Below are 19,776 nucleotides of genomic sequence, written 5' to 3' on the forward strand. Positions count from 1 at the left end.
TTAAATCAAGGGGGGTAGATAGCATGGACCCTTTATTATAATCTCACTTTTTGGTATGGTCGTTATGTATTTCCTATTTCCTGAAACGACAAACGTAGTGATCGTCTCTGCTCTGAACTTTGCGGCGCTCTTTCTCTCGTTTTTCACACACTACACCAGCTCAAGAAAGGATGAGGATTTAACCATCCTCGCTTTTTCCTGTTTGTTCTCTTCTCTACTTTCCCTCTTTTTCCTTCGGATTTTCCTCATGAATCCCAAAAACGCGTGGATGTTTCTGAGCAGCTCCAAGCTGATCCTCGCTGAAGGTTTCTTTTTCTTTCTGATCGGGAAGAAAAAGAATTCTTTCAAATGGCTCGTTGTTCTCACATTTGTTATTCTTTTTGCTGTATCAGTTTTGAGATTTGACTTCACCCTCCACCTTGAGAGCGTTTCGCTCGCTCTTTTTTCTCTTCTTCTCCTCATCAGAAAACCGCAGACAACACTCCTTTCGGTGAGTTTGTTTCTTTATTCCATTTCCTCGATTTTTTTCTACTTTTTCAGAAGTGCATATCCCTACCATGTGGCATCGGGCAGTATCTTTTTGATGTGGCACTTCGTTAAAAAGTACGTGGAGACACCCAAAGAAGAAGCAGAAAAGCTCTCAAAGGAACTCGAGATTCCTCCCGAACGAATTTCTTCTGCCGTCACGAACCTTTACAACTTTCTCATCGAAATCCTGCGAATCATACCGGAAATCCTGCGTGAAGATGATCAAAACAGAGTGAGAGAGATGCTCAGCAAATATTTTTCACAAGAAGTGTCTTCTTATTTTCCAAAGTTAAGAGATGCTTTTTCAAAGTTTGCCGAGGAGTACATATCCTTTCTGGAAGAAAAACAAAAATTTCAGGATATGTACGTTGTACTCACCAAGAACCTCGCCCACAATTTGAAAAACCCGGTGAACGCCATCTACGTGAGTGCTCAACTTTTGAAACAACAGTTCCCAGAGACCTCGCCTGTGGTTAGAAACATAGAAAAACTCTGCCACGAAATGACAGAAGAGATAGAAAGGATCCTCAAAACGTCGATAGGAAGAAGCGAAGTTCTGAGGAAGAATGACGTGGAAAAAGCCCTGGAACCGATTCTGGAAACGGCTCGGCTCAAAAACCTTGAAACAGACATCGAAATGGAATTCGACGAACTCGAAATCGACAAAGATGCTTTCCTCGCACTGGTTTTGAACCTGTTTTCAAACGCGGTGAAGTACACACCTTCTGGAAGAGTGGTTCTCAAAATAGAAAAGAAAAATGATAAAATCAACTTGCGTGTTTCTGACACAGGACCGGGTTTGAAGGAACAAAACGGATTTGGACTCTTCACAGTGAAGAAACTGGTGAACTATCTGAATGGTTCGATGGAAGTCATAAAAAAGGACGGGACCACATTCGTAATAACCCTTCCCCTCAGGAGGGATAAAAATGACAGTACTGATCGTGGAAGATGATGACATCACACGGGAAGCCATGGGACAGTACCTGAAGCTCTCCGGGTTCAACGTGATCGAAGCAGAAAACGGAGAGAAAGCCGTCGAGCTTTCGGAAAACGTCGATGTCGCGCTGGTAGACGTGATGCTACCAGGGATGAGTGGAATAGAAGTGGTGAACAAGATAAAAGCGAAGAATCCATCCTGTGTGGTCTTCGTCGTAACCGCGTACGACGACACTGAAATAGTAAAGAAATGTGTGGAGGCAGGAGCCGATGATTTCATCAAAAAACCTGTCAATCTCGAACTGTTGAGATTGAAAATAACCCACGCCCTCAGAAACAGAGTCTTCCATATGTACAGAAACAGCTATCTGAAATCGTTGAAGAAAAAACTCTTCCTTCTGGAAAAAACCGCGGAGGAGTTCTTCACAGAATACGAAGACTTTCTCTTCGAAGTTCTGGAAATACTGAACATGCTTTCCGAATACAGGGACATGGAGACACACAGACACACAGAGAGGGTTGGATGGCTCTCAGGAAGGATTGCTGAAGAAATGGGAATGAGCGAGGTTTTCGTCACAGAGATTCAGTTCGCCGCTCCCCTCCACGATATTGGAAAGATCGGAATACCCGACAGAATCCTGTTGAAGCCCGGTATTCTCACACCGGAAGAATTCGAAATCATGAAACAACACACCACCATCGGATTCAGGATCCTCAGCCGGAGCAACTCCCCTATCCTTCAACTTGGAGCGGAGATCGCTCTCACGCATCACGAAAGATGGGATGGGTCCGGGTATCCCAGGGGACTGAAGGAGAGAGAAATACCCATTTCTGGCCTCATCGTAGCAGTGGCGGACAGTTTCGACGCCATGGTTTCCAGAAGACCCTACAAAAACCCAAAACCACTTGAAGAAGCGTTCAGAGAGATAGAATCCCTTTCCGGGAAGCTCTATTCACCAGAAGTAGTCGAAGCCTTCCTGAAACTGGAAAAAGAAATAACCGATGTCTACAGGAGGGAGAAGGATGAAGATACCTCCCACAACGGCGGGCGTTCACATCAGAGCTCCCCTGGAGAAGGTGTGGAGGGTATTCGTTAACGAAAACGGCTGGGACGGCTGGTTCACCGATGGTATGAAGATGGAACTCAAGGAAGGAGGAAAGATCTTCTTCAGGTGGTTCAGAAAAACGTTTGGGGAGGAAGTGACGGACGAAGGTATCATCCATAGGTTAGAACCTCCCAATCTCATAGAGTTCTCCTGGAACACATACGAAGATGGATTCAGATCCCGCGTCAAGATGGAGTTCTTCCCTTCAAGCTACAACGGCACCTGGGTTCAGGTAGAAGACCACACGATCGTCCTCAACGAAGAGGACATGAAAATAAAGCTCGAGTGTGCAGTCGGATGGGGAGAAATGTTGACCCTCGCGAAGATATGGATAGAATACGGGATATCAACTCTCGAGAACCCTTGAAATCTCCTCCACGATCTTTTCTATCTCCTCTCTGTCTTTTCCCTCAACCGTGATTCTTATAACGGGCTCTGTACCGGACGGTCTTATCACCACACGGTAGCCCCTGGAAGTGCTCTCTTCAACGATCTTTCTCAGATTCTCATTTTCGAGAGACATTCGCTCCGTTCTCCTTACGTTCTTTGTGATCTGCGGATAATCTGGTATCTCCTTCGCGAAATCAGAAAGCTTTCTTCCCGATCGCTTGAGGACTCTCATCAGCTCCAAAGCGGTTATCAAACCATCTCCCGTAGTGCTTCTGTCGAGGATTATTATGTGACCGGATCTCTCTCCTCCCAGATTCGCTCCACTTTCGAGCATCTTTTCAAGAACGTATTTGTCTCCAACTTTCGTTCGAAGAAGTCTTATCCCTTTTTCTTTGAGAAAATCTTCGAGGCCTCCATTCGTCATAACGGTGCCCACCACGGTATCGCTGTTTAGACGTCCCTCTTCTTTCAACCCAACTGCGAGGATCCCTATGATCCTATCTCCGTTCACAACGTTTCTTTCTTCGTCTACAGCTATCACACGGTCTCCATCACCATCGAAGGTGAATCCCACCTTCCCGTTCTTCATCTCTTCGGCCAAAAACCTGGGATGAGTGGCTCCGCATCCTTGATTTATGAGGAGTCCGTCCTGGGAATCGTTGAACACCTCTACTTTCGCTCCAAGGAATTCAAAAACCTCTCTGGCAGTTGTCGTTGTGGCACCGTTCGCAAGGTCCAGGGATACCATCTCACCTGTGAGATCGAGATCCCTGAACATTTCAAGGACCGCTCCGATGTACATGTCCCTTCCTTCTCTAAACGATTTTGTCCTGCCGACAACCGAGCGGGTTAAGAAACTCCCGTTTTCCAGTCTCTTCTCTATCTCTGCTTCCATCTCGTCCGGTATCTTGTATCCACCCTTCAACACCTTTATGCCGTTGTATTCTGGAGGATTGTGAGAAGCCGAAATGACAACACCGAACGACCTGGTGATCCTCGTGAGGAGAGCCACCGCGGGCGTTGGAAGAATGCCGCACAGAAGAACGTCCACCCCCATGGACGTGAGGCCAGCGGAAATAGCCGCTTCGAGCGAATCCCCCGAAACCCTCGTGTCCTTTCCCACGATAACTTTCCCTTCTCCGACAATCTCTCCCAGCGCTTTGCCCACCTTGAAGGCCAGCTCATCTGTGAGTGTTTCACCAAAGATTCCCCTTATTCCGTCGGTTCCGAAGTATTTCACCCTCATAACCTCCCCTTCTGAAGCGTGTAAAGGTGGGATATGTAGTTTCTAAGGTAAGCGTGAGAATCTCCTTCTTCGTCGTATCTGTAATGATAAACAGCATCTAGATCGAGATCTTCACAGATCAAACCTTCACCGCTCTCTATCTCGTTCATAACCTTTCCGTTTGGACCCACTATTCTCGTTCTTCCGACGAATTCCACAAAACCTTCGCCGCACATGGAGGATGCCACAAGGAAAACTCCGTTCTCAACCGCCCTGGATCTTGTGGCAACATCGTACGTGTGCCCCCGAGCTTTCCCAAAAGCAAAGGCCGAAAGAATCACTTTGCTCCCTTTGAATGTTAAAATACGTGATATTTCAGGGAAGCCGATCTCATAACAGATCAACGTGCCAAAAACTACCCCTCTGTAAGAAAACACAAGAAAATACTCCCCAGGTTCAAAGACGTTTTTCTCTCCACGAAAGAGATGTGTTTTATCGTAGAAAAGCAATTCCTTTTTCTTCTTGAAAATCACAAGCGAGTTTCTGAGCTTTCCCAGAACGATCCTTGGTGTACCAACAGCTATCAGTATCTGTCCTTCCCTTGAAAGCTTCAAGAGCTTTTTCTTTGCGACTTCTGAAAAAAACAAGGCTCCCCTTTTCAGAATCGCCTCGTCCCAGGTGTACCCACTGATTGTGAGCTCCGGAAAGACAACGACTTCGGCTCCTTCCGAAACAGCCATCTCTATGAACTGTTCTATTCTCTCCAGATTTCCTTCGAAGTCACCGATCGCTGGTAACATCTGTACTGCCGCCACTCGCAATTTCGTACACCTTCCTCGCAAGCATTTCCTGCTTCATCCAGTAACCGTCGAGAATACCCTTTGAAGCGAGCCTCCCCAGAAATTTGTAATGAACCTCTGTGAGTCTTCCGGGCCCAGCATTGAAAAGTTCCGTCCCGGGAAGCGGCATGAAGGTGTGCGCATGGATCTTTGCGCCGTATCTCTCCACTATTTTAACAATAAAGCTGAAAGTTTTCTCCACATCCTCTTCCGTTTCGAACGGGAAGCCGAATATGAAATCAACGTGTGGAATAAAACCGTGAAGAGAGATCTTTTCTATCGCTTCCTCTACCTGTTCAACCGTGTGGCCACGCTTTATGATCTTCAAGATCCTGTCGCTTCCGCTCTGGGCACCTATCACTATGGAACGGTTGTTGACGTACTTTTTCACCACTTTGAGTACTTCGTCGGTCACAGACTCTGGCCTCACTTCGGAAGGAAACGTTCCGAAATATATTTCTTCGATACCAACCCTTTTGAGTCCATACAGGAGTTCTTCTATCTTCTCTACATTGGGTGTTACTCCATTCTTCGAACCATAGCCGAAGGAGTTGGGAGCTATGAAACGAGCGAGCTTCCTTCCGTGTTTCACACCGAGTTTCGCGTAGTGAACAACGACGTCCACATCACGGTGTCTCACCTGTCTTCCAGCGATGATCGGTGTCTGACAGTACGCACAAGAAAACGGGCATCCCCTCGTGATTTCGATGGGCATGTAGATTCCTTTCGAAGGTAGGAAAGGTGAGTAGTGGTTCAAGTTGACTCTCTTTGAGATACCATCGAAGATCTTTTTTCTCTCCCCCATCAAGAACCTCAAAATATTCTCCTCTCCATCCCCCGTGAAAACGTGATCGAATCCCATTCTCAAGCAGCCTTTTGGATCGGCTGTCACATGCGGTCCTCCCGCGATGAGCGTGTATCCCCTTTCCTTCAATGTTTTGACTTCCTCTCTGACGGTATCAAGGTCAAAACTCATGAAGGAATAGGCAACGATGGTCTTTTCTGGAGGGAACTTCTTTATTTCCTCAAACTTCACAGGTCTTGCTTCCACATCGAGGTGCCTGCTGTATATGGTTGAGAGAAGGGCCGCGAGGCTGTACCAGTTATTCTTCATCTCTCTGAAGAGAATATACATCCAGTGCCACCTCTTCTATGAACTCGTGGAAGAACGGCTTTGGATCTTCTTCGCTTTTCACGACTCTGTCCAGATCGTAGAGATCCCTCAGTATCTTTCTAACCTTCTTCACATCGTAATAGAGGAGGTGGTTTATCACCTTGAATTTCCAGGTCTTAAAGGAGAAACCGAGGAAACGAGCCACACGAGGAACGGGAATTCCCAGCTCTTTGGACACCCTGGACACATCAGGCCAGGTGTAGTATCTTTTCTTTGTCACAAGAACGAGGATTTTGAAGAGATCCAGGAAGTGATTCGCAAGGACAGTGGCAATCACCACGGGCTCTGTGGTTTTCCACAACTGCGACAGAAGAGAGTGAGCGATCTTCCTTTTTCCTTCGGAAACGGCAAAGCAAAAATCATCGTATCCCGGAGTCTGATAGGTGAAAACGACCTCTTCCACGTCCTCTACCGTTATCTTTTTGTCCTCGGAATAAGCTTTCAGCTTTTCAATCTCCCTTTCTATGATCAGGTCGTTCGTTCCAACCTTGGAGAAAAACAGCTGAAGGGCATCTTTATCGATGAGCAAACCATTTTCCCTGAAGCGCTTTTCTATCCATTCAAGCCATTTGTCCGTTTCCCATGGCTTTGGAAGCTCCAGCGCTACTCCCTTTCCACCTGTTTTTTGAGAACGGATGAAGATATGAACGTCTTCCGGTACATTTTTCAAAAGTTCAACGAGACGCTTCTGTTCCTGCGCTTTCCACTCATCGAAATTGACGATATCAATGATCGTCTTGTTGGAAAAGATCGTCTTTGTCCTGAGTAAAGACCTTATGAAATCGATCTTGTCAGGATCCTCCGGATGGATCCTTATGTACTCCACATTTCCATCCTTCAGTAGTTTCTTTATCAATTCTTCTTTCTGAGTCTCTGCAGTGCCTGTGAGAAACGTGACCGGCATACAATCACCTCTCATGGTGATTTTAACACGCTTTGAGAAACAATTTCAAAGTGTTATCATTCAGAGAGAAGGAGGTGAAAATATGAAAAAGGTGCTCACCTGGTTGGCTCTGATCACAGCTGGTATTCTCATGCTGGTTTCCGGATGTATCCCGGTGCCTATCCCCATCGACCTTGGGAACCCCGGTATCGAACCTCAGGTGTTCGAAGTACCAGCGGGAAGTTCTACTACACTAGAAGCAAGGTGGACAAGCTTCACGATCAAAGCAGAAGATGTGAAAAGCGCGCAGCAAAGTGCGGGAGTTCCTGGAACAGTACATTTCCACAACATCGAAGTGTCTGGAAAGATCACAGTTGAAGGAAGCCTCACATTTAATGGTTTCATAGATTTTTCACTTGAAGAACCAACGTCCATTCCAGAGACTGGAGATGTGAATATCGATATAGATACTTCTCAAAAAACCGAATACTCTCTTTCCATCTCCGCCAACGACTCAAGCGCCTTGAAAGCAGCACTCGACAAGATAAACAACGGCGAAGATGTCACTCTATGGGTGATTTTTGGTCAAAACGAATACGAGTCCACCACTGATGCCACCGTCACGGTCACCATCACCAACGTGAGGCTCTGGGTCACCTGGACCGCCTGGTAAAACAAAAGCCCCTCTTTTCGAGGGGCTTCATTCTTCATCGAATGAAAGTTCCATGTAGTCTGCTTTCACACCCGGAAGTTTGTTGAGTTTGTCGCAGAGTTCTCTATGTTGCTCAGGACTTCCCACAAGTTCAAGAACTATGAGACCCGCTTCTGAGCAGTTGTCGAGAACACCATCGTGAAGGCCGAGTCTTGTCTTGATCAGACAACCCCAGGCCGTGAGAATCTTCTGAACTTTCTCTGCCGTTTCTCTTCTGTTTTCCACAAGGATTGCCATCACAGTTTTTATAGGAAGTTTTTCCGCCACGATATCACCCCCTTGTTACTATTATAACAAAAGATGATCTATAAAAAAACAAATCCCCGGGCGCTACCTACTCTCGCATGGGGCTGCCCCCATACTACCATCGGCCCAGGGCGGCTTAACGGCCGGGTTCGGAATGGAACCGGGTGTTTCCCGCCCCAGTATCGGCACCCGGGGATACTTCGAAGGGTCACTGGAAACTGCATAGGGGATTTCGGAGGTCAAGGCCTCGGCCGATTAGTACCGGTGGGCTCAACGCCTTGCGGCGCTTACACCCCCGGCCTATCAAGGTCCTCTTCTCGGACCGGCCTTACTCCCTTAACGGGATGGGAGGCCTAATCTTGGGGCGCGCTTCCCGCTTAGATGCTTTCAGCGGTTATCGCTTAGGGGCATAGCTACCCGGCGTATGCCGCTGGCGCGACAGCCGGTACACCAGAGGCCCCCTCCTCCCGGTCCTCTCGTACAAGGGAGGACCCCCCTCAAGCCTCCTACGCCCGCGGCAGATAGGGACCGACCTGTCTCACGACGGTCTGAACCCAGCTCACGTACCCCTTTAATGGGCGAACAGCCCAACCCTTGGGACCTGCTTCAGCCCCAGGATGGGATGAGCCGACATCGAGGTGCCGAACCCCGCCGTCGATGTGAACTCTCGGGCGGGACCAGCCTGTTATCCCCGGGGTAACTTTTATCCGTTGATCGACGGCCCTTCCACACGGGACCGCCGGGTCACTAGGGCCGGGTTTCCCCCCTGCTCGGCCTGTCGGCCTCGCAGTCAGGCCGGCTTATGCCCTTGCACTCTGCGGTGGATTTCCAACCCACCTGAGCCGACCTTTGCACACCTCCGTTACCTTTTAGGAGGTGACCGCCCCAGTCAAACTGCCCACCTGGCACTGTCCCCACCCTGCTCTTCACAGGGTCAGGTTAGGACTCCAGTGCACCGAGGGTGGTATTCCACTGGCGGCTCCACCGCCCCTGGCGAGGCGGCTTCACAGCCTCCCACCTATTCTATACACGATGCACCGGAGCCCAATACCAGGCTGCAGTAAAGCTCCACGGGGTCTTTCCGTCTAGCCGCGGGTACTGGGCATCTTCACCCAGACTGAAATTTCGCCGGGCCCCCCGCCGAGACAGTGCCCCAGTCGTTACGCCATTCATGCAGGTCGGAACTTACCCGACAAGGAATTTCGCTACCTTAGGACCGTTATAGTTACGGCCGCCGTTTACCGGGGCTTCGGGTCGGAGCTACGCTCCCACAAGGGGAGCCTCACCCCTCCCCTTAACCTTCCGGCACTGGGCAGGCGTCAGTCCCTATACTTCCTCTTTTCGAGTTAGCAGAGACCTGTGTTTTTGGTAAACAGTCGCCAGGGCCTTGTCACTGCGACCGCCTCGGGCTCCCCCAGTTTCCGGGTTGCCCCTTCCCCTGGGTTCACCCTAACGCGGCACCCCTTCTCCCGAAGTTACGGGGCCAATTTGCCGAGTTCCTTGGCGAGGGTTAACCCGCTCCCCTGAGCCTTCTCAGCCCGCCCACCTGTGTCGGTTTGCGGAACGGGCACCTACGGTCTCAAGCGGTACGCGAGGTTTTTCTCGGCAGTGTGGGGTCAGCGCCGTTGGTCCCCGAAGGGACCTCCCCATCACGGCTCAGGCTCGGGGCGCGGATTTACCTACGCCCGTCATCGCCCTAACCGCTTGGAGGGGCATGCCACTTGCCCCCGGCGCCTACCCTCCTGCGTCACCCCTCGTACCATCGACCGCAGGTGGCGCCGGAATATTAACCGGCTTCCCTTCGGCTACCCCTTTCGGGTTCACCTTAGGGTCCCGGCTAACCCTGGGCGGACGAACCTTCCCCAGGTACCCTTGGGCTTACGGGGGGAGGGATTCTCACCCTCCTTTCGCGTACTCATGCCCGCATTCTCACTTCCGCCTCGTCCAGCGGCCCTCGCGGGTCCGCCTTCACCCTACAGCGGAAAGCTCCCCTACCGCCAGTACCTCCAGCGGAGGTACTGACCCGCGGCTTCGGGGGGTGGCTTGAGCCCCGTTACATTTTCGGTGCAGAGCGCCTCGGCTGGTGAGCTGTTACGCACTCTTTAAATGATGGCTGCTTCTAAGCCAACATCCCAGCTGTCTTAGGCGCTCCACATCCTTTACCACTTAGCCACCTCTTCGGGCCCTTAGCCGGCGGTCTGGGTTGTTCCCCTCTCGTCCGCGGAGCTTATCCCCCGCGGGCTCACTCCCGGGCTTTGTGTGCAGGGATTCGGAGTTTGACGGGGTTCGGAGGAAACCCCCCTAGCCCCATCAGTGCTCTACCCCCTGCACAGACCGCCCGAGGCTGCACCTCAATGCATTTCGGGGAGAACCAGCTATCACCGGGTTCGGTTAGCTTTTCACTCCTACCCCCAGGTCATCCGAGGACTTTTCACTGTCCACCGGTTCGGGCCTCCAGTGGGTTTTAACCCACCTTCACCCTGCCCAGGGGTAGCTCACCCGGCTTCGGGTCTGCCGCCGGTGACTGAGCGCCCTGTTCGGACTCGCTTTCGCTACGGCTACGCCTTCGTCGGCTTAACCTCGCCACCGACGGCAACTCGCGGGCTCATTAATCAAAAGGCACGCCGTCACCCCCAAATGGGGGCTCCGACTTCTTGTAGGCACGCGGTTTCAGGTCCTCTTTCACTCCCCTTCCGGGGTGCTTTTCACCTTTCCCTCACGGTACTGGTGCGCTATCGGACGGCGGGTAGTATTTAGCCTTGGAGGGTGGTCCCCCCAGCTTCCCACGGGATTCCACGTGTCCCGTGGTACTCGGGAGCACGGCCCAGGGAGTCCCTCCCCTTTCGCCTACGGGGCTGTCACCCTCTCCGGCCCACCTTCCCAGGTGGTTCGGCTAGAGGAGGGATTTGTAACTCCCCGGCGAGTCCGTGGCCTCGCCCGGCCGTGTCCCACAACCCCAGCGTGGCAACGCCCACGGGCTTTGACACCACGCTGGTTTGGGCTCCTCCCCGTTCGCTCGCCGCTACTAGGGGAATCTCGGTTGATTTCTTTTCCTCGGGGTACTGAGATGTTTCACTTCCCCCGGTGTCGCACCGCCTTTCGGCGGCGAGTGGCCTCAACGGCCACCCAGGTTTCCCCATTCGGGAATCCCGGGATCAACGCCTGCTTGCGGCTCCCCCGGGCTTATCGCAGCTTGCCACGCCCTTCATCGCCTCCCGCCGCCAAGGCATCCACCGCGTGCCCTTAGTACCTTGACCTCCTACTTTCCCCTATGCAGTTTTCAATGACCCTTCACCTTGGTGGAGACGAGGGGATTCGAACCCCTGACCTCCTGCTTGCAAAGCAGGCGCTCTCCCAGCTGAGCTACGTCCCCACCAATGGTGGGCTCGGGTGGACTCGAACCACCGACCTCACGCTTATCAGGCGTGCGCTCTGACCGACTGAGCTACGAGCCCGAGCCATTGGAATATGGATAGCAGCCCCCATTCATCTCCTAGAAAGGAGGTGATCCAGCCGCACCTTCCGGTACGGCTACCTTGTTACGACTTCGCCCCCCTCGCCAGGTTCTCCCTCGACACCCCCCCTCCCTTTCGGGTTGGGGTAGGTGTCTTCGGGAGCCCCCGACTCGGGTGGCGTGACGGGCGGTGTGTACAAGGCCCGGGAACGTATTCACCGCGGCATGGCTGATCCGCGATTACTAGCGATTCCGGCTTCACGCAGGCGGGTTGCAGCCTGCGATCCGAACTGAGGGCGGCTTTGGGGATTGGCTCCCCCTCGCGGGGTCGCAACCCATTGTACCGCCCATTGTAGCGCGTGTGTCGCCCAGGGCATAAGGGGCACGAGTACCTGACGTCATCCCCTCCTTCCTCCGGCTCGTCGCCGGCAGTCCCCCTAGAGTGCCCGGCCGAACCGCTGGCAACTAGGGGCAGGGGTTGCGCTCGTTGCGGGACTTAACCCAACACCTCACGGCACGAGCTGACGACGGCCGTGCACCACCTGTGCCGGCTCCCAGTCCCGAAGGACTGGGTCCCTACCCCTTTCGGGGAGGTACCACCGGCATGTCAAGCCCTGGTAAGGTTCTTGGCTTAGCATCCAATTAAACCACACGCTCCACCGCTTGTGCGGGCCCCCGTCAATTCCTTTGAGTTTCACCCTTGCGGGCGTACTCCCCAGGCGGCCCACTTAACGCGTTAGCTTCAGCACGGAGGGATTACCCCCCCACACCTAGTGGGCATCGTTTACAGCCAGGACTACCCGGGTATCTAATCCGGTTTGCTCCCCTGGCTTTCGGGCCTCAGCGTCGGGGTCGGCCCAGGAGACCGGCTTCCCCACCGGCGTTCCTGCCGATATCTACGGATTTCACCCCTACACCGGCAGTTCCGTCTCCCTCTACCGCCCCCAAGCCTGGTAGTTTCGGATGCAGCCCCACGGTTGAGCCGTGGGATTTCACATCCGACACACCAGGCCGCCTACGCCCCCTTTACGCCCAGTAAATCCGGGTAACGCTTGCCCCCTACGTATTACCGCGGCTGCTGGCACGTAGTTAGCCGGGGCTTTCTAGCGGGGTACCGTCATCGGTAGGGCATTTCCTCCCTACCTTATTCTTCCCCCGCCACAGCGGTTTACACCCCGAAGGGCTTCGTCCCGCACGCGGCGTCGCTGGATCAGGGTTTCCCCCATTGTCCAAGATTCCCCACTGCTGCCTCCCGTAGGAGTGGGGCCCGTGTCTCAGTGCCCCTGTGGCCGACCACCCTCTCAGGCCGGCTACCCGTCGTCGGCTTGGTGGGCCGTTACCCCACCAACTACCTGATGGGCCGCGGGCCCCTCCTCCGGCGGGGCAAACGCCCCTTTCCTCCACCAACTTGCGTTGATGGAGCGTATGGGGTATTAGCCAGGGTTTCCCCTGGTTATCCCCCTCCGGAGGGCAGGTTACCCACGTGTTACTCACCCGTCCGCCGCTGGGTACTCCTCCCCGAAGGGAGTTTCCCCCGCTCGACTTGCATGTGTTAGGCACGCCGCCAGCGTTCACCCTGAGCCAGGATCAAACCCTCCATATAAGATTCGATCCAGGCTCAACAAACTGGGGGGCTGCTATCCATATTTCAATGACCCGGGGACAAGAACCTTGAAGTTTGCTTCGACTCTGAGTTCGTAACTTCTCTTTCCGGGTTCTATTCTTCTTTTCCGCTTTCTGAAGACCCTTCATCTCAACGTCGCCGAGATTAATAATAGCATCCCCTTCAACCTCTTTCAATTAAGAAAAAGATACGATAAAGTAACATCAAGATTAATCCGATACCTCGAGCGTGGGTGGATCGACCCGAACAATCGCATCGATTCCCAGTATTCTCAACGCTTTTTCCAGTTTCGGAAGTACTCTCTCCAAGTCTTCTGTTTTCACAATGAGATGGTGCCTGTAGAATCCTCTCAGTTTGAAAACCCAGTGCTCGACGGGTCCAAGAACCTCCTCGCCTTTCAGAAATTCTTTTAGAGAAGTCAGAGAATTCTTTCCAACTTCCGGATTCTTGGACTTCACAGCAACCTGGATGAGGTGACGGTATGGAGGATAACCAAGGGCTTTTCTTCTTTCGAGTTCTTCGGCATAAAAACCGTTCACATCTTCTTCCAGAGCTTTTCTGATGATCGTGTCCTCCGGGTTGTAAGTCTGGATAATCGCCTTCCCCTGATCTCCTCTTGATGCTCTCCCAAGTGCCTGAACGATCAACTGAAACGTACGAAGCGAAGACGAATAATCAGGGTTGAAGATCAAAGAATCCACATCCATGATACATACGAGACCTATTTCGGGTACACTGAGACTCTTTGTGATCAACCTGGTTCCAACGAGTATATCTATCTCGCCTCTGATCAATTTGTCTATGTAACTTTCCAGCTCCATGATGTTATCGACAACCTCTCTATCGACTCTCGCTATCCTGCGAGTCGGAAAGTACCTTTTCAGTTCCCTTTCCACTCTTTCTGTTCCCGCTGTTCTTCCGACAAGACGCCCTCCACAGCGAGGACAGGATTCAACCAATCCGTACTCACGCCCACATTGATGACATTTCAAGGAATGCGTATCTGAATGGTACACCAGAGACACATCACAATTTTCACATTTGAGCACGTACCCACACACTTCACACTGGACGCGGCCCCAGAAACCTTTTCTCCTTACGTAGATGAGAACTCTCTTGCCTTCCTCGAGGGTCTCCTCTATTCTGTCAAGGGTCTTTTTCGCAAAACTTCCTATCTTCTCTTCATTTCGCATATCGACAACTTCCACAGACAGATTCCCGAACCTTCTCGTAAAATTGAACGTTCTGATGCGACCCTCTTTTGCCTCTCTGTAGGTCCACAAATCCGGTGTTGCAGAAGACAGAATTATTGGAACATCGAAAACTTCAGAGATTTTCCTTGCAACCATGACGGCATCGTAAGAAGGTCGAGTGTGTTGATAAAAACTCTCATCGTGTTCTTCGTCGACTATCAAGAGAGAAAGATTCTTAACTGGAACAAAAACAGCACTGCGTGTTCCCAAAAGCACATCGATTTTTCCACTAGCCGCTTTGTACCACTCCAGATTTTTCCTCGCTCTGGAAAGGTAGCTGTGATAAATCCCTATTTTCAAGTCCGGGAAGGCTCCCTTCAGACGTGAAAGCGTGTGGGTGAGGACGGAAACTTCCGGTACGAGGAAAAGCACAGTTCCTTTCCTCGAATACACATCGATCAACTCGAACAAAGCCTCGGTTTTTCCACTTCCAGTAGGACCAAAAAAAAGATTTTCCTTCGAGATATTTCCTTTGAAATCACCGCGAAGGATCCTTCTCTTTTTTGGAAAAACGTCACCACTCACTATTTCTACTATATTCTTCCTTTGAAGAGTTTCAATCACACTCTTTGAAACCTCCAGATCCTCCAGCAGCTCCTCAAGAGGGACCCCATCGTTGAATTGAAGGTATTCCACCACCATTCTCTGCTTCACAGTTAGATGTTCTCGAATAATTTCACTTATTCTCTTCTTCAGAAACAATCGCTTTTTCACACGAGGTCTTGGCTCTTTCACATAGAAATTTTTCTCCACCCTCACCAGGCCTTTTTTCACCATTTCTTTCAGAGCTTTTTCCCCGAAATTTTCAAGAAAATCGCGCAGAGTCATCCTGTCGAAATCCAAAAACGGGCTTTCCGAAACAACCACTTCCTCTTTGTAATCGTCGATACCCTGTGGGAAAAACAGATCGAAAACCATTCCTACGGGTGAGAAAAACCTTTCAGACACCCATTCTGCTGTTTTCACATGTCCTTCGCTTAGAAAACTTTTACCGTCCCTTTCACTGAGCGTTGCTTCGTTTTCGTGTGAAAATGATCGTTCCAGTACGTAGCCCTTGACTTTTTCGTTTCGCCACTTCAACCACACTCTTTCACCAGTCAAAAGCTCTTCTGAAGAGAAAACATTCAGCACTTTTCCCGAACCAGAGACAGCCACCTTGTAGTACATCTCACAACTCCTCCAGTTCTTTGAACCCTTCTCCAAGGGCCTGCCTCACTTCCTTGATTATGACGAAGGCTTTTGGATCAGCCTTCTTTATGAACCTGATCAGTTCGTTCAATTCCCTTCTCCTCACCACCACCAGAAGTATCTTCCTTTCTTTGCCGGTGTAAGCTCCCTTTGCGGGAATGTAAGTAGCTCCTCTTTGAAGAACGTTCAGCACAAAGTCTTTTATATCATCGCATTTTTCAGAGATAATGATCACCTCACTCGACTGCTCAATACCTCTCATCATGAAATCCACCATTATACCGTTCAAAATAACTCCAAGAAGTGCGTACATGCCTGTTCTGGCACTGAAAACAAGTCCTGCAAGCACCGCTATCGCGACATCCACCATGAGCAGCCCCGTTCCCATAGATATCCAGAAGTACTTGTTCAGAATCCTGGCCAGAATATCCGTTCCTCCTGTGGAAGCGTTCTGGGAGAAAGTTATGGCAAGGCCGGAAGCTGTGAGGATGGTTCCAAAAAACACGGCAAGAAACAGATCATCACCGGTGTACTTTGGAAGGGGAATAATGCGGTCGAAAAGATCCACGAAGAAGTTAAAAACAAAGGTGCAATAAATAGTCTTCGCGCTGAAATCAAAACCTATCGTCAAGAAAGCTATCAAAAAGAGCAAACCGTTGAGTATGTACATCCACACACCAACGGGGATCGGTACGAAACTGTGAAGTATTATCGAAAGTCCACTCACTCCACCAGCCGCTATATCGTTCGGTATGAGGAAAACAACGAGTCCAACGGCAGTGATCAACGTTCCAAGAGTACTCAGCACGTACTCTTTGATTTTTTCTATCAACTTCTTTCACCTCCACGAGAGAAATCAGAGGGAGGAAGAAGAGATGAAGACCTTACCGCCCAGAGGAACGTTCAGTACTTCGGCAACGAAATCACACTTTGCTGTCAGGAGGAAGAAGAGATTCTTTTTCTCCTCTTCGTAGAGACCTTCGAAGTTTCCCTGGCCTTTGGAGATCACAACATCGAACTCAAAGAATGCCTTTCTGAACTCCTCACTTGCTTTGTCAAGCATGACACCAGGTTCGTCCACTCCAGAGCTAATAACAGTGGCGATCTCTTCCAGACCGATGTACTTTGCGTCCTCGATGGTTGCATCGTTGATAATGGGTTTGCCACGAACCGCCACAACTACCTCCAGCGATGGATTCTCCATCTTCAGGACTTCTATGAAGAACTTGTCAAACACGATTTCTCCCGCGTTGTCAGCCACATAGAACAGAGTGGAAGCGTTCATCAACACATTCCTGAATTCCTCGAAGTCTTCTCTGTCGAACGGCCTTTCGTAAGCCTCGTGTAGTTTTTCAAAGATTTCATCAACACTCCATCCCGGTATCCCGAGATCTATCAGATTCCCAGAAACAGCGAGCTTTGCGGCGGAATACACAGGGTCAGGAGAGTTCAAAATTTCTGGCCTGAACATTTCAACGAGTTTTATGGCCATATCGTTCGATCTTCTTTTCTCCTCTTTGAAAGGATCTTCTTCCTTTATGTACTCCATTATGAACCTGTGAACCTCTCCGTTAACTTCGAGAGGCTTCATACCCCACTTCATCTCACTCATAATCCTGAAAACTTCTCTGAAGATCACCCATCTCTTTTCGGGAGAAGTGATGGTTTTCTTCAGAAGATTCTCCGCCTGTCTGAGACTGCAGATCAGACACCTTTCGTCAGCCCTCAGATACCTCATCGTCGATCTCCTCCAGCTTCTTGATTACGATATCGATCAAATCCTTAACCTTCCGGATTTTCGATATTTCCTCATCTTCTATTCTCAAGGCAAATTCATCCTCGAAGAACATCACAAGATCTATCACGTCTATCGAATCGAATCCGAGCTCTTCAAATGTGTTTTCCTCATCAACCGTTTCAAGATCTTTTCCCATTTTCTCTGACGCGATTTCGACAAATTTCGCAATGAGCTTTTTTCTTTCCACGTGAAGTCCCCCCATGAAATCCTATCACAATTTTAAAGGGGGCCGAAGCCCCCGTTTATCAGAACAGGTGAACGTGTTTGAATATGGAGACAGCTATCACCGAGACCACCGACATGATCTTTATGAGAATGTCAAGAGAAGGTCCAACGGTGTCCTTGAGAGGATCTCCAACCGTGTCTCCTATAACCAGCGCTTTGTGCGGCTCGGAACCTTTTCCGTACCCTTCCAAATTACCCGCTTCCAGGTACTTCTTCGCGTTGTCCCAGGCTCCTCCAGAATTGGCCGTCAGAATTGCGAGCATCGCACCACTGAGGACCGTTCCTATCAACACTCCTCCAACAAACTCCGCTCCGAGGAGAAAACCAGTCACAAGCGGTGTGAGAATCGCTATGAACGCAGGATAACCCATCTGCTTCAGAGCGTTGTCGCTTGTGATCTCAATACACCTGTTGTAGTCAGGCTTGGCCTTACCTTCCAGCAGTCCTGGGATCTCTCGAGCCTGTCTTCTGATCTCATCCACCATCTTCATAGCTGCCTTGGTAACTGCCGAAATAAGATATCCACTGAAGTAATATGTGATGGCTGCACCAAGGAGGGCGCCTGCTATGACCCTCGCATCGAGCATGTTCAGAAGAAGCACGAGTGAAGGAGGCTTCCCAATATCAGAAGGACTGATCTGGGAGAACATGTAAGACGCAAAGAGCGAAAGCGCTGCAAAGATAGCGGATCCTATAGCGAATCCTTTTCCTATGGCTGCGGTGGTGTTACCGACCGCGTCGAGGTGATCCGTGATCTTCCTGACTTCGGGATCCAGTTCACACATTTCGCTTATTCCGCCCGCGTTGTCCGCAATGGGACCGTAGCTGTCAACAGAAACGGATGTTGCAACGAACGAAAGCATTCCAAGCGCGGCAATCGCCACACCGTAGAGACCCGCAAAATAATCAGCAAAAAGAATACCAAGAACAAGTGTTAGAGTGGGAGGAAACACGCTCTTCATACCAAGCGAAAGTCCGTTCGAAATGACCATTCCGGTTCCTTCGATAGAAGATTTACTCAGAAACTGGGTCGGTTTGTAGCGATAGCTCGTGTAGTACTCGGCCCAGAATCCTATGAGAATCCCTGAGAAGATGCCTATGATCGCTGAGAACCAGGGTGAGATGGCTCCAAATCGGAATCCGACTACATCGAGTCCCTGAAGATCTTTCAGATAGAAATACGTCAGAAAGGCTGTGAGGACAACTGTGAGCAGCGCGGATGTCCAGAGGCTGATGTTGAGTTCTCTTTGAGGATTATCAGATGGCTTCTTTACGATCACATAGAGTATTCCAAGCATCGAACAGCCAAGACCAACAAGAGCAAAGAAGATAGGATAGCTGATGAGCGCCTGTATCGTTTCTTTCGGTACCTGATGTACCAGATTCTCACCTATCTTCTGAACGTAGATCGGGAACATGTAAGAAGCGAGGATTATGGAAGAAACTATCGCTCCAACAAAGCTCTCCAAAAGGTCCGCTCCGAGCCCCGCAACGTCTCCCACGTTGTCTCCCACATTGTCTGCGATCGTTGCCGGATTCCTGGGATCGTCTTCCGGGAGGTTCAATTCGGTTTTCCCAACGAGGTCGGCTGCCATATCAGCGGCCTTCGTGTAAACTCCTCCACCGACCCTATCGAACATGGCAATGATTGAACATCCAAGGGCGTATCCAGAAACGGTCATCGCAAAAGGAACAAAGTTTATTCCAAGCCAGTTCGTGTATATGTTCAGATTGTCCACCTGTCCCATCCACTTTCCGAAAATCAGATACACCAGGACGAGTCCAAGCAGAGCGAATCCACCAACGGAAAGACCCATAACGCTTCCGCCTTGATACGCCACTTTCAAAGCGGGACCTATCTTCTTTGTGGTTCTTGCAGCCTCCGCCACCCTGACGTTTGCCCTGGTGGCCATCTTCATTCCCACGATACCAGCAGATGCACTCATAACGGCTCCCAGGAGAAACGCCACACCCGTCTGCCAGGTTGTGAAAATCATGAGGAGTATCGCTATGACGATGGCAACTTTGAAAATAGCTTTTGTTTCGTGTGCAAGGAAGGAATCTGCTCCACTTCTGATGTAGGAGGAAATCTCTTTCATCCGCTCGGTCCCCTCTGGTTTTCTGACGACGGCTGCGAAGTTTGCGGCAGCAAAACCGAGTGCAACAAGCGGAATTAAAAAGAGCAGCCACAT

14 protein-coding genes, 2 tRNA genes and 3 rRNA genes are annotated in these 19,776 nt (G+C 50.6%); 4 read left to right on the plus strand and 15 right to left on the minus strand.

Features of this window, described 5'->3' with window-relative positions:
• Positions 1-64: 64 nt before the first annotated feature.
• Genes T2812B_RS03955 through T2812B_RS03965 form a run of 3 tightly spaced genes read left to right on the plus strand, consistent with a single transcriptional unit; the run spans position 65 to position 2,940 of the window.
• Positions 65-1,483, plus strand: coding sequence for a HAMP domain-containing sensor histidine kinase (locus T2812B_RS03955; RefSeq protein ID WP_008193926.1), 1,419 nt, complete (start codon positions 65-67; stop codon positions 1,481-1,483).
• Entirely contained in the window at positions 1,458-2,564 is a 1,107-nt protein-coding gene (locus T2812B_RS03960) for a cyclic di-GMP phosphodiesterase (RefSeq protein WP_004082825.1), read from the plus strand. Before T2812B_RS03955 ends, T2812B_RS03960 begins: the two co-directional genes overlap by 26 nt.
• Positions 2,491-2,940: an SRPBCC domain-containing protein gene (locus tag T2812B_RS03965; protein WP_008193929.1), complete on the plus strand. Its 450-nt coding sequence runs from the start codon at positions 2,491-2,493 to the stop codon at positions 2,938-2,940. Before T2812B_RS03960 ends, T2812B_RS03965 begins: the two co-directional genes overlap by 74 nt.
• Here the strand turns inward: T2812B_RS03965 and glmM are convergent.
• The 4 genes from glmM to holA are packed head-to-tail and all read right to left on the minus strand — an operon-like array spanning position 2,920 to position 7,105.
• The gene (gene glmM / locus T2812B_RS03970; protein WP_004082821.1) at positions 2,920-4,209 is read right to left on the minus strand and encodes a phosphoglucosamine mutase; all 1,290 of its coding nucleotides are present in this window, start codon (positions 4,207-4,209) and stop codon (positions 2,920-2,922) included. The two genes, T2812B_RS03965 and glmM, sit on opposite strands and share 21 nt — an antisense overlap.
• On the minus strand, positions 4,206-4,988 hold the full coding sequence (locus T2812B_RS03975) for a carbon-nitrogen hydrolase family protein (protein WP_008193933.1): 783 nt from the start codon (positions 4,986-4,988) through the stop codon (positions 4,206-4,208). The genes glmM and T2812B_RS03975 overlap by 4 nt, the downstream gene beginning before the upstream one ends.
• Positions 4,969-6,162, minus strand: a complete 1,194-nt coding sequence (locus T2812B_RS03980; protein WP_008193935.1) for a TIGR04013 family B12-binding domain/radical SAM domain-containing protein — start codon at positions 6,160-6,162, stop codon at positions 4,969-4,971. Before T2812B_RS03980 ends, T2812B_RS03975 begins: the two co-directional genes overlap by 20 nt.
• Entirely contained in the window at positions 6,131-7,105 is a 975-nt protein-coding gene (gene holA / locus T2812B_RS03985) for a DNA polymerase III subunit delta (RefSeq protein ID WP_008193936.1), read from the minus strand. The genes T2812B_RS03980 and holA overlap by 32 nt, the downstream gene beginning before the upstream one ends.
• Before the next feature lie 82 nt (positions 7,106-7,187).
• On the opposite strand from holA, the gene T2812B_RS03990 reads away from it, so the two are divergent.
• A complete protein-coding gene (locus T2812B_RS03990) occupies positions 7,188-7,757 on the plus strand; it encodes a hypothetical protein (protein WP_008193938.1) in 570 nt (189 codons plus the stop codon).
• Positions 7,758-7,784: 27 nt separating this feature from the next.
• On the opposite strand, the gene T2812B_RS03995 is transcribed toward T2812B_RS03990, so the two are convergent.
• The 11 genes from T2812B_RS03995 to T2812B_RS04045 all read right to left on the minus strand — a co-directional run bounded on the left by T2812B_RS03995 (position 7,785) and on the right by T2812B_RS04045 (position 19,776).
• Positions 7,785-8,063: a hypothetical protein gene (locus T2812B_RS03995; RefSeq protein WP_008193941.1), complete on the minus strand. Its 279-nt coding sequence runs from the start codon at positions 8,061-8,063 to the stop codon at positions 7,785-7,787.
• Positions 8,064-8,118: 55 nt separating this feature from the next.
• Positions 8,119-8,235 (minus strand): 5S ribosomal RNA (gene rrf / locus T2812B_RS04000).
• A gap of 42 nt (positions 8,236-8,277) precedes the next feature.
• Positions 8,278-11,299, minus strand: a 23S ribosomal RNA gene (locus tag T2812B_RS04005).
• Between the two features lie 40 nt (positions 11,300-11,339).
• A tRNA-Ala gene (locus T2812B_RS04010) sits at positions 11,340-11,415 on the minus strand.
• Between the two features lie 5 nt (positions 11,416-11,420).
• Positions 11,421-11,497, minus strand: a tRNA-Ile gene (locus tag T2812B_RS04015).
• A 42-nt stretch (positions 11,498-11,539) separates the two neighbouring features.
• Positions 11,540-13,099, minus strand: a 16S ribosomal RNA gene (locus T2812B_RS04020).
• Together the 16S, 23S and 5S rRNA genes with 2 tRNA genes alongside form the textbook arrangement of a ribosomal RNA operon.
• Positions 13,100-13,329: 230 nt before the next feature.
• Positions 13,330-15,540 (minus strand): primosomal protein N', encoded by a 2,211-nt coding sequence (priA, locus tag T2812B_RS04025; protein ID WP_008193944.1) that lies wholly within the window; start codon positions 15,538-15,540, stop codon positions 13,330-13,332.
• 1 nt (position 15,541) lies between these two features.
• Positions 15,542-16,393: a YitT family protein gene (locus T2812B_RS04030; protein WP_004082812.1), complete on the minus strand. Its 852-nt coding sequence runs from the start codon at positions 16,391-16,393 to the stop codon at positions 15,542-15,544.
• A gap of 24 nt (positions 16,394-16,417) precedes the next feature.
• Positions 16,418-17,299, minus strand: coding sequence for a DUF89 domain-containing protein (locus tag T2812B_RS04035; RefSeq protein WP_008193947.1), 882 nt, complete (start codon positions 17,297-17,299; stop codon positions 16,418-16,420).
• Positions 17,280-17,546: an acyl carrier protein gene (locus tag T2812B_RS04040; protein ID WP_008193950.1), complete on the minus strand. Its 267-nt coding sequence runs from the start codon at positions 17,544-17,546 to the stop codon at positions 17,280-17,282. Before T2812B_RS04040 ends, T2812B_RS04035 begins: the two co-directional genes overlap by 20 nt.
• 58 nt (positions 17,547-17,604) lie before the next feature.
• Positions 17,605-19,776, minus strand: a complete 2,172-nt coding sequence (locus T2812B_RS04045) for a sodium-translocating pyrophosphatase (RefSeq protein ID WP_008193952.1) — start codon at positions 19,774-19,776, stop codon at positions 17,605-17,607.

Origin of the sequence: Thermotoga sp. 2812B (assembly GCF_000789335.1) — a bacterium.
In the GTDB taxonomy this organism is placed as follows: Bacteria; Thermotogota; Thermotogae; order Thermotogales; family Thermotogaceae; genus Thermotoga; species Thermotoga maritima.

What these genes read in the sequence shown, in the direction of transcription:
- T2812B_RS03955 (WP_008193926.1), top strand. Translation starts at nt 65, where the DNA reads ATGTATTTCCTATTTCCTGAAACGACAAACGTAGTGATCGTCTCTGCT.
- T2812B_RS03960 (WP_004082825.1), top strand. Translation starts at nt 1,458, where the DNA reads ATGACAGTACTGATCGTGGAAGATGATGACATCACACGGGAAGCCATG.
- T2812B_RS03965 (WP_008193929.1), top strand. Translation starts at nt 2,491, where the DNA reads ATGAAGATACCTCCCACAACGGCGGGCGTTCACATCAGAGCTCCCCTG.
- glmM (WP_004082821.1), bottom strand. Translation starts at nt 4,209, where the DNA reads ATGAGGGTGAAATACTTCGGAACCGACGGAATAAGGGGAATCTTTGGT.
- T2812B_RS03975 (WP_008193933.1), bottom strand. Translation starts at nt 4,988, where the DNA reads ATGTTACCAGCGATCGGTGACTTCGAAGGAAATCTGGAGAGAATAGAA.
- T2812B_RS03980 (WP_008193935.1), bottom strand. Translation starts at nt 6,162, where the DNA reads ATGTATATTCTCTTCAGAGAGATGAAGAATAACTGGTACAGCCTCGCG.
- holA (WP_008193936.1), bottom strand. Translation starts at nt 7,105, where the DNA reads ATGCCGGTCACGTTTCTCACAGGCACTGCAGAGACTCAGAAAGAAGAA.
- T2812B_RS03990 (WP_008193938.1), top strand. Translation starts at nt 7,188, where the DNA reads ATGAAAAAGGTGCTCACCTGGTTGGCTCTGATCACAGCTGGTATTCTC.
- priA (WP_008193944.1), bottom strand. Translation starts at nt 15,540, where the DNA reads ATGTACTACAAGGTGGCTGTCTCTGGTTCGGGAAAAGTGCTGAATGTT.
- T2812B_RS04035 (WP_008193947.1), bottom strand. Translation starts at nt 17,299, where the DNA reads ATGAGGTATCTGAGGGCTGACGAAAGGTGTCTGATCTGCAGTCTCAGA.
- T2812B_RS04045 (WP_008193952.1), bottom strand. Translation starts at nt 19,776, where the DNA reads ATGTGGCTGCTCTTTTTAATTCCGCTTGTTGCACTCGGTTTTGCTGCC.